Origin of the sequence: Roseinatronobacter monicus (assembly GCF_006716865.1) — a bacterium.
In the GTDB taxonomy this organism is placed as follows: Bacteria; Pseudomonadota; Alphaproteobacteria; order Rhodobacterales; family Rhodobacteraceae; genus Roseinatronobacter; species Roseinatronobacter monicus.
This window is the reverse complement of record NZ_VFPT01000001.1, coordinates 698655-712337: the sequence shown is the minus strand read 5'-3', so window position 1 is coordinate 712337 and position 13683 is coordinate 698655. Positions and strand designations below refer to the sequence as shown.

Sequence of the window (13683 nt, the reverse complement as noted above, 5' to 3'; positions counted from 1 at the left end):
AACGACTACTCACCCCCCCTCTGTGCATTTCGCAGAGGGGGGGTTGCGTTTGTCTGCATACCAGGCCCGAATTGTCATGAACCTGTTACAAAACCTTATTATGGCTGTCACATCGCCGCGTTAGGCAGTGCGTGTCGTGCCGATAAACTGCGTTGGCACGTTATTTGAAAAAACTGACGTCACAACGTGACAGGAGATGACATGACACGTTTTTCGCTGCTGCTTGCCTCAAGCGCGCTGGCGCTGACCGGTGCTGCCAATGCCCAGAATGTTGACCCCAACCTGCCCAGCTACGAAGCTGGTTCGGGTGTGTCGGGCAACCTGACCTCGATCGGGTCGGACACGCTGAACAACCTGATGACGCTGTGGTCGGAAGGCTTCCGCAGCATCTACCCCAATGTTGCGATCCAGATCCAAGGTGCCGGTTCGGGCACAGCCCCGCCTGCACTGGTCGAAGGGACTGCCCAGTTTGGCCCGATGTCGCGCCCGATGCGCGGCTCGGAAATCGAAGAGTTTGAAGCACGCTACGGCTATGAGCCGCTGCCAATGCGCGGTGCGATTGATGCGCTGGGTGTGTTCGTACACCGCGACAACCCCATCGAGTGCCTGAGCATGCAGGAAGTCGATGCAATCTTCTCGTCCACCCGCGCCGGTGGTGCAGATGAAGCCATCACCACATGGGCCCAGGTTGGTCTGGAAGGCGAATGGGCAGACCGTCCTGTTGCCATGTATGGCCGCAACTCGGCTTCGGGCACCTATGGCTACTTCCGCGAAGTGGCTCTGTTCGGCGGCGATTACAGCCCCGAAGTGCGCGAACAGCCCGGCTCCTCGACTGTTATTCAGGGCACTGCCGCTGATATCGGCGGGATCGGCTATTCCGGTGTTGGCTATGCGACCGCTGATGTGAAAGCGGTCAATATCCGTGGCGCGGATGGCAACTGCTACGCGCCGACCGCAGAGGATGCCAGCTCGGGCAATTATCCGATTGCACGCTTCCTCTATATCTACATGAACGTGGACCCCAATGCAGAGCTGGAGCCGCTGCGCGCCGAATTCGTGCGCTATGTCTACAGCCGGCAAGGCCAGAACGATGTTGTGCGCGCCGGCTTCTTCCCGCTGGTGAACGCTATCGCCGAGCAGGATCTGGCTGCATTCGGCCTGAACTAAGGGTCTGACCCTGTCGGGTGGGGCGGTGCACACCGCCCCACCCCTTTTTTTATTTTACAACGTGATGGACACGCAACATGAGCGATTTGGCCCCCACCACAAGTGAGCGCGGCAAAGCGGCACGGCAGCGGCGGATGACCACCCGGACCAGTGTTGTCATTGGCGAAAAACTGGCGGGAGGAATTATCACTGTCGGCGGGCTGATGGTGATTGTTGCCGTTATGGGGATCATGGTGTTCCTGTTTCGGGTGGTCATGCCACTGATGGCGGGCGGCGAATTACAGGGCAACACCCGCTACCAGTTGGACACGCAGCAAGATGTTATCTGGACCAATGGCGACGAATTCCAGACCCTTGGGCTGGCTGTCGCCGCTGAAGGTCGGGTCATCACCTTTCATATTCCCACTGGCACCGAAGTGTCGCGCGAACAGTTTGATTTCCGCGGCGCAGAAGTCACGGCCGTGGCCGGAACTTTGCAGCGCGACCGTGTTGCTTTCGGCTTTAACGACGGGGTTGTGCGCTTTGCCACTCTGGGTGTGGAAACCGAGACAACGGCGCGGCGCGCCCTGCCCAGCGGATTGACTGAAATCGACACACGCGACCGTATGCTGGATGGGCGTGTTTATACCGAAGTGGGCACAGGTGATTTCAGAACCTTGTTCGCGCAGATCGAGTTGGGCGACGGGCAGCAAATCTCTGACTTGCCGATCATTGCCATTGATTACCGCATCGGTGGCACGCGCGAGCGGCCCACCATCGCATTTGCCACAGTGGATGCCGACAACCGCGTGCGGGTCAGCCAGTCACGTGTGCAAATCAACATGATGACGGGCGAAGAAACGGTCACGACCACAACGACCGATCTGCCGCCGCTGGTCGGCCTTGCGGCCGATGCCGAGGTGACCGACATTCTGCTGTCCGGTACAGGCGACCGCGCCATCGTGTCCAGCAGTGACGGCTTTGTTTTCCGCTACGACCTGCGCGATATGAACGCGCCTTCGCTGGCCGAAGTCCGGCGCGTGGCCGATGACGGCATTGCCGTAACGGCGATGACCTTTCTTTCGGGCGAAGACACATTGATTGTGGGGACCGAAGACGGTGGGCTGAACGCGTTTTTCCGCCTTCAGACCGGCACCACAGAAACAACAGACGGGCGGGAGTTGATCCGCGCGCGCACGCATCGCGCCATGCCTGCGGCGATTGTCGATGTGTCGCCAGCGCAGCGCCAGAAAGAATTTGTCGCCATCGACGCCGAGGGCAATGTCTGGGTGCATCACTCCACCTCGGATCAGGTGTTGTTTGAACTCGCGCGCTCTGGCGATGTGAGTACAGAATCCAGCGGCATGATTTTTCCGCGCTCGAACGGGGTGATGCTCGTGTCGCAGGGCGGCGAGATTGAGGCGTGGCAGTACACACAGCGCCACCCCGAAGTCACGCTGGGCGTGCTGTTCAGCAAGGTCTGGTATGAAGGCTATATGGAGCCGACCTATGTTTGGCAATCCACCGCTGGCACGGACCTGGCAGAGCCGAAATACTCGCTGGTGCCGCTGATTTTCGGCACGATCAAGGCGGCCAGCTATGCCATGCTGTTTGCCGTGCCCATCGCACTGATGGCGGCGATTTACACTTCGGAATTTGTGGACCAGCGTGTGCGCGGCACCGTCAAGCCGATGATGGAGATGATGGAATCGCTGCCAACCGTGGTTCTGGGTTTCATTGCCGCACTCGTGCTCGCCCCCTTGGTCGAGGAATGGATTGGCGCTGTCTTGCTGGGCTTCTTTGCTTTGCCGACCGGGTTGATGATCGGGGCGTTTGTCTGGCAAGCCCTGCCCAAGAGTGTCGCGCTGAAATATGACGGGTTTCCGAAATTTGCGCTGATGGGCGTCACAATTCTGCTGACAGCGTGGATCGCGGCCAGTCTTGGGGCCAGTTTCGAGCGGGTCCTGTTCTATGGGGATTTCAAGGGCTGGACCACCGGACGCATCGGCACAGGCACGCCGTTCATGTTCCTGATCCTGCTGCCGCTGTCCTATCTGGCTGTGAGTTGGGGCTTTCGCAAACTGTACGGGCACCATTGGCGCGACCTGATCGGCAATATGGAGCGTTCGCGCGCTGGTATGTTCGATGCAGGCCGCTGGATTGCCATGCTGGTGGGCGCGATGCTGCTGTCCTACGGCTTTGCATCGTTCCTGACGCTGATCGGCTATGACCCGCGCGGGTCGTTCATCGACAGCTATCAGCAACGCAACGCGCTGGTGGTGGGGTTCATCATGGCATTCGCCGTGACCCCCAACATCTACACGCTTGCCGAAGATGCGCTGAACTCGGTGCCAGGGCATTTGCGCGCGGCCTCCTTGGCGTGCGGGGCGACACCGTGGCAAACCGCGCGTTGGGTCGTGTTGCCGACGGCGGCATCGGGCGTGTTCTCGGCAGTGATGATGGGCATGGGCCGCGCGGTGGGCGAGACGATGATCGTGGTCATGGCGGCGGGCAACACGCCGATCATGGAATGGAACATCTTTTCGGGCCTGCGCACATTATCCGCCAACATCGCAATTGAATTGCCCGAGGCAGTGAAGGACGGCACCAATTACCGCGTGTTGTTCCTTGCGGCGCTGACGCTGTTCATCATGACCTTCATCATCAATACCGTTGCGGAATTGATCCGCCAGCGCTTTCGCAAGCGCGCTTTCAATCTGTAAATCTTGGGCCTGGGGACAGATATGACCAGCTTGAACGAACAATTGCCACCCGCATCCGGCGCGGCCGGTGCGGCCGGGGTCGCTGCAAAAGACGCCGTGAAGGGCAGACGTGTCCGGCGCTTCTCGGCCGACCTGTCGGCCACAGGCGAGCCTGCCCTTTGGGGGTTTGGCGGCGCACTTGCGCTTGGGATCATCCTGATTGCAGGCTTTTTGATGATGGTGCTGTATAATGGTGCCACGACATTCTGGCCCAAACCCATCGCGCAGGTTGAACTGACAGATGGCACCGTCATCGCCGGTGTTGAGCGGCGCGGCACGATCTTCCGGCCTGATATGCCCCGCCTTGCAGAAGATGTGCGCGCCGAGGTCGAGGCCAATGACGGCTTTGCCTATCGCACCCTATACCAGACTGCGAATTTCGACCTGTATGGCGATGATTTCCAATGGGTCGCAGACTTTGAGACCCAGAACGTCACCCAGCCCGAAGTTTTCTATTACTTCGAGCGCCAGACTTGGGGCGTGTTTGTCGGACGTATTGCGGGGATGCAGATTGACGGCCAGCAGATGGACTATGATCCCGCTGTTCTGCGCCGCGAACAATCCTTGGCCCGCGACCGCTTCAACCAGATCCGCCGGATCGAGCGCACAGAGATTGGACGGATCAACCACCAGATCGAGCGCGAACGTTTGGCCCAGCGGCGCGCGCTATTGGAAGAAGGCGCGTTGCAGCAAGGCGAGACTGCGGATGTCGATGGTCTGGCGTCGCAAGCCCGCGACGGGGTTTTGGCAGAGTCGCAGGCGCGTATTCAGGAATTGCAGGCCGAATTCGAGGTGCTGCAAGCCCGCGTCAATGAAATCCGCGCGACAGACCGGCGCTACACTGTCACCTTGGAAGAGGTAGGCGGGCGCACAATCGAGCCGGAAATAAGCCAGATCGTGCGGTATTTCCCCGCCAATACGATCAGCATCCCGGAGAAGATCGGCATCTATTTCTCGCGCTGGTGGGAGTTTGTTTCGGCCGAGCCGCGCGAGGCCAACACACAGGGCGGCGTTCTGCCTGCGATCTTTGGCACTGTTGCCATGACCTTGCTGATGGTGGTTTTCGTGGCCCCGTTCGGTGTCATCACAGCGCTTTACCTACGCGAATATGCCAAACAGGGGCGGGTCACGTCGATTGTACGTATTTCGGTCAACAATCTGGCCGGTGTGCCAAGCATTGTTTACGGTGTGTTTGGCTTGGGGTTCTTCGCCTACACAATGGGTGGGACGATTGACCAGTTGTTCTACCCCGAAGCGCTGCCAAACCCGACCTTTGGCAAGGGTGGTATTCTGTGGGCGTCATTGACGCTGGCGCTGTTGACCGTTCCTGTGGTCATCGTGGCCACCGAAGAGGCGCTGGCGGCGGTGCCACGCTCCATGCGCGAAGGGTCGCTGGCGTGCGGCGCGTCGAAATGGCAAACCATCCGCTATGTGGTACTGCCCAAGGCCCTGCCCGGCATCATGACCGGCATGATCTTGGCAATGGCACGCGGCGCGGGCGAAGTGGCCCCGCTGATGCTGGTGGGCGTGGTCAAACTGGCCCCTGCCCTGCCGATTGACGGCTTCTACCCTTTCATCCACCTTGATCGCAGCTTCATGCATCTGGGCTTTCACATCTTCGATGTGGGCTTTCAATCGCGCAACTCCGAAGCAGGCAAACCGATGGTCTTTGTCACCACATTGCTGCTTCTGGCGCTGATCGTTGCTATGAACGCGACGGCCATCATCGTCCGCAACCGCCTCAAGCGCAAATACGCAACCGGCCAGTTCTGAGAGAGCATCATGGACACTATAGAATTCGAACCCACCTCGTACCATGTCAAGAAAAGCCCGGATGGGGCCTGCCTGAATATTGAAAATTTCAATCTGTGGTATGGCGAAGCGCAGGCATTGTTTGACTGCAATCTGGAGATTCAACAGGGGCAGGTGACAGCGCTGATCGGGCCATCGGGCTGCGGCAAATCCACCTTGTTGCGCAGTCTGAACCGGATGAATGATCTGGTCGACGGGCTGAAGATCAATGGCAAGATCACGGTGGATGGCTTTGACATCTATGGCAAGGGTGTCGATGTGATTGCGTTGCGCAAGCGTATGGGCATGGTGTTCCAAAAGCCCAACCCCTTTGCCATGTCGATCTATGACAACATCACCTACCCGCTGCGCGTGGATGGGGTCACAGAGAAATCCATTCTAGACGAGACGGTCGAGCGCGCCCTGCAACAGGCCGCCTTGTGGAAAGAGGTCAAGGACCGCTTGCAGGAAAGCGCCTTGGGTCTGTCGGGCGGGCAGCAACAGCGCCTGTGCATCGCGCGGGCTGTCGCCTCTGACCCCGAAGTTCTGCTGATGGATGAGCCGTGCTCGGCGCTGGACCCGATTGCTACGGCGCGGATCGAGGAATTGATCGAAGAGTTGAAGGGCACCTATTCGATTGTCATGGTCACACACTCCATGGCGCAGGCCGCGCGGGTGTCGGATAACACCGCGTTCATGTATCTGGGCCGCCTGATAGAGTTTGGCGACACCGAAACGATCTTTACCAATCCCAAGAAAAGCCGCACCAATGACTATGTCACCGGGCGGTTTGGATAATCATCAATGAACGACACGGCATTGCAGGCCTTGATTGCAGCCTTTTCCGATCCGGTCCTGCTGGTCGATCTGGAAGGGTTTGTGGTTGCGGCCAATCCCGCAGCGATAGACCTGTTCGGTATGCGCATTCGCAGCGCGCAGTTGCGCGCGCATTTGCGTCAGCCCGAAGTCTCAAGCATGTTGGAGCGGGTTCTGGCCGGGTCAGATGGCGAGAGCGCCAGTTTTCAGTCGCATGGCACGCAGGGCGAAACGATCTGGCAAGTCGCGGCGCGCCGCATGGATGGCGCGCGCATTCTTATCACCATGCGCGACATTTCCGATCTGGAAGCGGCCAGCGCGCAGCGTCGTGATTTTGTCGCAAATGTCAGCCATGAGTTGCGCTCGCCGCTGACGGTTCTGGCAGGCTTCATCGAGACACTGCAAGGCCCGGCGGGTGATGACCCGCAAACACGCGCAGAATTTCTGGGCATCATGTCGGAACAGGCTTCGCGCATGACTGGCCTTGTCGCGGATTTGCTATCGCTGTCGCGTGTTGAGAGTGTCGAGAAAATCCGCCCGCGCGGCACAGTCGCGCTTGATGCGGTCATCCGCGCAACGCTTGCCGCCTTGCGCCCCCAGATCGAGAATGCGGGGCTGACAGTCACATGCGACCTGCCGGAATTGCCTGAAATTCCGGGCGATTATGACCAGCTTGTGCAAGTCTATCACAACCTGATCGAGAACGCCCTGAAATACGGCGCAAGCGGTGGCCGCGTCGAGATAACGGGCCAGCAAATTGCCAGTATGCCCGGCTATGACAGCGCGGTGCTGCGCATGTCGATCAGGGATTACGGCGAAGGGATCGACCCGATCTATGTTCCCCGCCTGACAGAACGGTTTTACCGCGTCGACAAGGCGCGCTCGCGCGACAGTGGCGGCACGGGGCTGGGGCTGGCGATCGTCAAGCATATTCTGGGGCGTCATCGCGGGCGGCTTGTCATTCAATCGCAGCCGGGGCAAGGGGCACGGTTTGACACAATCCTGCCGTGTAGCTGAAACTGTCACATCACTGTTACGTCCCGACGGTATTCCGTCAGTGTGGAAAAGGACCAATACCATGAAACCGCATACACTTTCGGCCTTTGACCGTGATCTTGAAGCCATCAGCCTGAATGTGCTGACCATGGGCGGGCATGTCGAAGCCGCGATCATGAACGCCGCCCGCGCGCTGGAGCAACGCGACGAAGACCTTGCTGCGCAGGTTGTGCAGGGGGACAAGGTGATCGACGCCGCCGAAGAAGAAATCAACAATCAGGTCGTGCGCCTGCTGGCTTTGCGCCAGCCCCATGCCGATGACCTGCGCGCCGCCGTGGCCGTCATGAAAATGGCCGGCGAGTTGGAGCGGCTGGGCGATTACGCCAAGAACATGGGCAAGCGCGTTCCCATCCTGATCAACGCGCCCATGATCGAGGGGGCCGCCGGTGCGCTGCGGCGGCAGGCGCGGCTGGTCGGCCATATGCTCAAAGACATGCTGGACGCTTTTGCGCGCATGGACGCCGAACTGGCGCGCGATGTCATCACCCGCGATATTGAGGTGGATGACATGACCAACGCGCTGTTCCGCGAATTCATCACCCATATGATGGAAGACCCGCGCAATATCACGCCCTGCCTGCATTATGTGTTCATTGCTAAGAATATCGAACGCATGGGAGATCTGGTCACGCATGGGGCCGAGCAGGTCATCTTCGTGACCGAGGGCAGACATGCCGAGCCGCGCGAGAAGGGCCATTCCACAGCAACGATTGCCGGCCCGAAGGAGTGAACTTTATGTCGGACGCCGATACCCCGCTGGTTCTGATCGTCGATGACGAACCTGCACAGGTTGCGCTTCTGAGCTACAATCTGAAAGCTGCGGGTTTTCGCATCGCAACGGCCAAGGATGGTGAAGAAGCGCTGCTGGCTGTCGCCGAACTTGGCCCCGACATTGTGCTGCTGGACTGGATGCTGCCGCGCCTGTCCGGGCTGGAAGCCTGCCGCCAGATCCGCGCAACCCCCGAGGGGCGCGAGGCGTCGATCATCATGGTCTCTGCCCGGTCTGAGGAAAGCGACCGTGTGCGCGGGCTGGACACAGGCGCGGATGATTACATCATCAAGCCCTATTCCGTGGCCGAATTGATTGCGCGCGTGCGGGCAAACCTGCGCCGTCTGCGCCCGACAAGCACAGGGCAGACGCTGGAATACAATGATATCCGGCTGGAGCCGGACAGCTATCGCGTCAAGCGCGGCGACCAGAACCTGCATCTTGGTCCGACAGAGTTTCGCCTGCTCGCGGCCTTTATGGAACGCCCCGGCAAGGTCTGGACGCGCGAAGCGCTGCTCGACCGGGTTTGGGGACGTGATATCTATATCGACACACGCACGGTTGATGTGCATGTGGGACGTCTGCGCAAAACGCTGTGCGCCGCAGGCGGCGAAGACCCGATCCGCACCGTACGCGGGGCCGGTTACGCGATGGGCTGACAGCCCGTCGCATCCCTGTCACGAATCATCTTTCCGTTTGAAATATCCGCCTGCCGCGCCACCGTGCCGGACAGAAGCGCGGCGGGCTTTGCCTCGTTGCGCGCCCGCGCAGGTCTCGCCCTGCGCGTGCGCGGGGCTATTTGCGTAAAAATCCGGCAAATAATCACCCAGCAGGAAAAAATGTTTCTTGCAAGTTGAACTCATCCACGGATACACCTAAGCCTGAGATTAACACTTCCATTCGAGAAGGAGCAGCACAGATGTGCGGAATTGTTGGATTGTTCCTGAAAGACAAATCCCTGGAGCCACGACTTGGCGCGATGCTGACGGACATGCTGGTCACCATGACCGACCGTGGCCCCGACAGTGCCGGGATAGCGATCTATGGGGACGGAAATGCGGCATTGTCGAAACTCACTGTGCAATCGGATCAGGCCGATGCAGATTTCGCCACGCTTGCGGCGGATCTGGGTGCTGCGATCGGGGCCGAGGTTGATCTGCGCCGTGCAGACAGCCACGCGGTTCTAAGCCTGCCTGCCGACAAGGCCGAACATGCCCGCGCCGCCCTTGCTGAGTTGCGCCCCGGCCTGCGGGTCATGAGCGATGGCGCGAATGTCGAAATCTACAAGGCCGTGGGCCTGCCCAAGGACGTGGCCGCGCGGTTCAATCTGGCGGCGATGTCGGGCACGCATGGGATCGGGCACACCCGCATGGCCACTGAATCGGCCGTCACGACACAAGGCGCGCATCCGTTCTCGACCGGGTCCGACCAATGCCTTGTGCACAATGGCTCGCTCTCCAACCACAATAACTGGCGGCGCAAATTGCGGCGCGAAGGCGTGCGGATCGAAAGCCAGAACGACACCGAAGTGGGCGCGGCCTATCTGACATGGAAAATGCAGAACGGCGCGTCACTGGGCGAAGCGCTGGAAGGCACGCTTGAAGACCTTGACGGATTCTTCACCTTTGTTGTCGGCACCAAGAATGGCTTTGGCGTGGTCCGTGATCCGATTGCCTGCAAACCCGCTGTCATGGCCGAGACTGACCAATATGTGGCCTTCGGATCTGAGTATCGCGCGCTGGTGAACCTGCCGGGGATTGAGGCGGCCCGCGTCTGGGAACCCGAGCCCGCAACTGTCTATTTCTGGAGCCATTGACCCATGCAAACGATTGATCTTGCAACCCAAACCCTGCGCGACATGAACGCAACCCTTCAGGCGCAGACAGACCAGACCAACGCAACGCAATGGGATATTGAAAACCCGCGCGGCGCACATGCCATCGCTGTGGGGCTGGATGCCCCGATTGAAGTGACTGTGCGCGGCTCTACCGGCTATTATTGCGCAGGCATGAACAAGCAGGCGACGGTACATGTCACCGGCTCGGCAGGGCCGGGTGTGGCCGAAAACATGATGTCGGGCACGGTTATCATTGACGGTGATGCCAGCCAGTATGCCGGGGCCACCGGGCGCGGCGGGTTGCTGGTCATCAAAGGCAATGCCGCGTCACGCTGCGGGATTTCGATGAAAGGCATCGACATCGTCGTGCAGGGAAATATCGGTCATATGTCGGCCTTTATGGGGCAGGCAGGCAATCTGGTGGTCTGCGGCGATGCGGGCGACGCTTTGGGCGACTCGCTCTATGAGGCACGTCTGTTCGTGCGCGGCTCGGTCAAAAGCCTTGGCGCGGATTGTGTCGAGAAGGACATGCGCCCCGAGCATCTGGAAATCCTGCGCGATCTTCTGGACCGTGCAGGGGTTGATGCCAAACCAGAGGAATTTCGCCGCTACGGATCAGCCCGAAACCTGTATAACTTCGACATTGACAATGCTGCGGCGTATTGAGGAAACCTGACTCATGAATGAACACGACAAGCGTATTCCGCAGACAGTGCCGATCCAGTCGGCAACTTTCTCAAACCCGATCAATGCCGAAATCCGGCGTGCGGCGGCAACGGGCATCTATGACATTCGCGGGGGTGGCGCGAAGCGCAAAGTTCCGCATTTCGATGATCTGTTGTTTCTGGGTGCCTCCATCAGCCGCTACCCGCTGGAAGGCTACCGCGAGAAATGCGACACCAGCGTCACCCTTGGCACGCGGTTTGCCAAGAACCCGATCAAGCTGGACATTCCCATCACCATCGCGGGCATGAGCTTTGGCGCACTGTCGGCGCAGGCCAAGGAAGCGCTGGGGCGCGGCGCGTCGGCGGCGGGCACCTCGACCACCACAGGCGATGGCGGCATGACCGAAGAAGAGCGCGGGCATTCGCAAACACTCGTCTATCAATACCTGCCGTCACGCTATGGCATGAACCCTGATGACCTGCGCCGGGCAGATGCGATTGAAATCGTGGTGGGTCAGGGTGCCAAACCGGGCGGGGGCGGCATGTTGCTGGGTCAGAAGATTTCCGACCGTGTTGCCGAAATGCGCACCCTGCCCAAGGGGATCGACCAGCGCTCGGCCTGTCGTCACCCCGACTGGACCGGCCCCGATGATCTGGAAATCAAGATTCTGGAGTTGCGCGAGATCACGGGCTGGCGCGTCCCGATCTATGTGAAAGTGGGCGGCACGCGGCCCTATTACGACACGGCGCTGGCGGTCAAGGCGGGCGCGGATGTGGTGGTTCTCGACGGGATGCAGGGCGGCACAGCGGCCACGCAGGATGTCTTTATCGAGAATGTGGGCCTGCCAACCCTCGCCTGCATCCGCCCTGCGGTGCGCGCGTTGCAAGACCTTGGTATGCACCGCGAGGTGCAACTGATCGTCTCGGGTGGCATTCGGACTGGGGCCGATGTAGCCAAGGCCATGGCCTTGGGCGCGGATGCAGTGGCGATTGGCACGGCCGCGCTGATCGCGTTGGGCGATAATGATCCGAAATGGGAGGCAGAGTATCAGAAGCTGGGCACCACAACTGGTGCCTATGACGACTGGCACGAAGGCCGCGACCCCGCGGGCATCACCACCCAAGACCCCGAACTTGCCGCGCGGCTGGACCCTGTGGACGCAGGTCGGCGCTTGCGCAATTACCTGAAGGTGATGACGCTGGAAGCGCAGACCATCGCGCGCGCCTGCGGCCACAACCACCTGCACAATCTGGAACCCGAAGACCTGTGCGCCCTGACAATGGGGGCCGCGGCCATGGCCCAGATCCCGCTGGCAGGCACAGACTGGTATCCCGGCAAACCGGGAACCGCTTACTGAAATCAAACGCGGGTCAGACAACGTTCTGGCCCGCGCCTTTCTTTATCGAACACGCGACCAACAGGGACAGGACAGCATGACACAAGATCTTGCAAATTTCGCAGCCGAGCGCGGCGTCAAATACTTCATGATTTCCTTCACCGACCTGTTCGGCGGCCAGCGCGCAAAGCTGGTACCGACGCAGGCCATTGCCGATATGCAGGAAGATGGTGCCGGATTTGCCGGTTTCGCCACATGGCTGGACCTGACGCCTGCGCATCCCGACATGCTGGCCGTGCCGGACCCGGCTTCGGTCATTCAAATTCCGTGGAAGCCCGAAGTGGCATGGGTGGCGGCGGATTGCGTGATGGAAGGGCAGGATGTCGCACAAGCCCCGCGCAACGTGCTTCGCCGCCAGATTGCGGAAGCCGCGAAAGAGGGCTTGCATGTCAAAACCGGCATCGAGGCCGAGTTTTTCTTGCTGACCCCTGATGGCCAGCAGATTTCCGACCCTTACGACACCGCCGCGAAACCCTGCTACGACCAGCAGGCGATCATGCGCCGCTATGATGTTGTGCGCGAGATTTGCGATTATATGCTCGATCTGGGCTGGGGCCCGTATCAGAACGACCATGAAGATGCGAATGGCCAGTTCGAGATGAACTGGGATTTCGACGACGCACTTGTCACTGCGGACAAGCACAGTTTCTTCAAATTCATGGTCAAATCTGTGGCCGAAAACCACGGCCTGCGCGCGACCTTCATGCCTAAACCCATCGAGGGGCTGACCGGCAATGGCTGCCACGTGCATGTGTCGGTCTGGGATGCGCCGGGGCGCGGCAAGGGCAAGAACGCTTTTGCTGCCGAAAAGGGCGAAGGGCCAACCCGCGAACTGGGCCTGTCCGATCAGGGCGCGGCTTTCTTGGGCGGGATCATGAAACACGCCAGTGCCTTGGCCGCGATCACCAACCCGACTGTGAACAGCTACAAGCGCATCAACGCGCCGCGCACCATGTCAGGGGCCACATGGGCCCCCAATTCGGTCACATGGACCGGCAATAACCGCACCCATATGGTGCGCGTTCCGGGGCCGGGGCGGTTTGAATTGCGCCTGCCGGATGGCGCGGCGAACCCCTATCTTTTGCAAGCCGTGATCATTGCGGCGGGCATGAGCGGCATTCACTCCAAGGCCGATCCGGGCAAGCGCTGGGATATCGACATGTATGCCGAAGGCCACAAGGTCGAAGGCGCACCGAAACTGCCGCTGAACCTGCTGGATGCGCTGCGCGACTACGAGGCCGATGACGAACTGGTGGCGATGATGGGCAAGGAATTCTCGCAAGCTTTCCTCAAGCTCAAGCGGCAGGAATGGAATTCCTTTGTGTCGCATTTCAGCCGCTGGGAACGCGAGAATACGCTCGACATCTGAACCCGAGGCCACCCCTCTCGCGCATATCTGGCGCGAGAGGGGGGCGGCGCGATCAGGCTTGCCAAACGGCGCAAG

At 60.1% G+C, this 13683-nt stretch carries 11 protein-coding genes; all 11 read left to right on the top strand.

Annotation, left to right across the window (positions count from 1 at the left end; translation table 11 throughout):
• The first annotated feature begins 201 nt into the window (after nt 1-201).
• The 11 genes from BD293_RS03125 (at nt 202) to glnT (ending at nt 13608) form a co-directional block, all read left to right on the top strand.
• Nucleotides 202-1167, top strand: coding sequence for a PstS family phosphate ABC transporter substrate-binding protein (locus tag BD293_RS03125; protein ID WP_142079820.1), 966 nt, complete (start codon nt 202-204; stop codon nt 1165-1167).
• A gap of 77 nt (nt 1168-1244) precedes the next feature.
• Complete coding sequence (locus BD293_RS03120; RefSeq protein WP_211840985.1) at nt 1245-3869, top strand: ABC transporter permease subunit; 2625 nt, start codon at nt 1245-1247, stop codon at nt 3867-3869.
• A 21-nt stretch (nt 3870-3890) separates the two neighbouring features.
• Nucleotides 3891-5681: a phosphate ABC transporter permease PstA gene (pstA, locus tag BD293_RS03115; RefSeq protein ID WP_142079819.1), complete on the top strand. Its 1791-nt coding sequence runs from the start codon at nt 3891-3893 to the stop codon at nt 5679-5681.
• A gap of 9 nt (nt 5682-5690) precedes the next feature.
• Entirely contained in the window at nt 5691-6497 is an 807-nt protein-coding gene (gene pstB, locus BD293_RS03110) for a phosphate ABC transporter ATP-binding protein PstB (RefSeq protein ID WP_142079818.1), read from the top strand.
• A 6-nt stretch (nt 6498-6503) separates the two neighbouring features.
• Nucleotides 6504-7532, top strand: coding sequence for an ATP-binding protein (locus tag BD293_RS03105; RefSeq protein ID WP_142079817.1), 1029 nt, complete (start codon nt 6504-6506; stop codon nt 7530-7532).
• A gap of 61 nt (nt 7533-7593) precedes the next feature.
• A complete protein-coding gene (gene phoU / locus BD293_RS03100; RefSeq protein WP_142079816.1) occupies nt 7594-8301 on the top strand; it encodes a phosphate signaling complex protein PhoU in 708 nt (235 codons plus the stop codon).
• Between the two features lie 5 nt (nt 8302-8306).
• Nucleotides 8307-8999, top strand: coding sequence for a phosphate regulon transcriptional regulator PhoB (phoB, locus tag BD293_RS03095; protein ID WP_142079815.1), 693 nt, complete (start codon nt 8307-8309; stop codon nt 8997-8999).
• Between the two features lie 260 nt (nt 9000-9259).
• Nucleotides 9260-10156 carry a class II glutamine amidotransferase gene (locus BD293_RS03090; protein ID WP_142079814.1) on the top strand — a complete coding sequence of 299 codons (897 nt, stop codon included), beginning with the start codon at nt 9260-9262 and terminating at the stop codon, nt 10154-10156.
• 3 nt (nt 10157-10159) lie between these two features.
• Nucleotides 10160-10843: a GltB/FmdC/FwdC-like GXGXG domain-containing protein gene (locus BD293_RS03085; protein ID WP_142079813.1), complete on the top strand. Its 684-nt coding sequence runs from the start codon at nt 10160-10162 to the stop codon at nt 10841-10843.
• Between the two features lie 13 nt (nt 10844-10856).
• Nucleotides 10857-12200, top strand: coding sequence for an FMN-binding glutamate synthase family protein (locus tag BD293_RS03080; RefSeq protein WP_142079812.1), 1344 nt, complete (start codon nt 10857-10859; stop codon nt 12198-12200).
• Between the two features lie 76 nt (nt 12201-12276).
• Nucleotides 12277-13608: a type III glutamate--ammonia ligase gene (glnT, locus tag BD293_RS03075; RefSeq protein ID WP_142079811.1), complete on the top strand. Its 1332-nt coding sequence runs from the start codon at nt 12277-12279 to the stop codon at nt 13606-13608.
• Nucleotides 13609-13683: the final 75 nt, after the last annotated feature.

What these genes read in the sequence shown, in the direction of transcription:
- BD293_RS03085 (WP_142079813.1), top strand. Translation starts at nt 10,160, where the DNA reads ATGCAAACGATTGATCTTGCAACCCAAACCCTGCGCGACATGAACGCA.
- BD293_RS03125 (WP_142079820.1), top strand. Translation starts at nt 202, where the DNA reads ATGACACGTTTTTCGCTGCTGCTTGCCTCAAGCGCGCTGGCGCTGACC.
- pstA (WP_142079819.1), top strand. Translation starts at nt 3,891, where the DNA reads ATGACCAGCTTGAACGAACAATTGCCACCCGCATCCGGCGCGGCCGGT.
- phoB (WP_142079815.1), top strand. Translation starts at nt 8,307, where the DNA reads ATGTCGGACGCCGATACCCCGCTGGTTCTGATCGTCGATGACGAACCT.
- BD293_RS03105 (WP_142079817.1), top strand. Translation starts at nt 6,504, where the DNA reads ATGAACGACACGGCATTGCAGGCCTTGATTGCAGCCTTTTCCGATCCG.
- BD293_RS03120 (WP_211840985.1), top strand. Translation starts at nt 1,245, where the DNA reads ATGAGCGATTTGGCCCCCACCACAAGTGAGCGCGGCAAAGCGGCACGG.
- phoU (WP_142079816.1), top strand. Translation starts at nt 7,594, where the DNA reads ATGAAACCGCATACACTTTCGGCCTTTGACCGTGATCTTGAAGCCATC.
- BD293_RS03080 (WP_142079812.1), top strand. Translation starts at nt 10,857, where the DNA reads ATGAATGAACACGACAAGCGTATTCCGCAGACAGTGCCGATCCAGTCG.
- pstB (WP_142079818.1), top strand. Translation starts at nt 5,691, where the DNA reads ATGGACACTATAGAATTCGAACCCACCTCGTACCATGTCAAGAAAAGC.
- glnT (WP_142079811.1), top strand. Translation starts at nt 12,277, where the DNA reads ATGACACAAGATCTTGCAAATTTCGCAGCCGAGCGCGGCGTCAAATAC.
- BD293_RS03090 (WP_142079814.1), top strand. Translation starts at nt 9,260, where the DNA reads ATGTGCGGAATTGTTGGATTGTTCCTGAAAGACAAATCCCTGGAGCCA.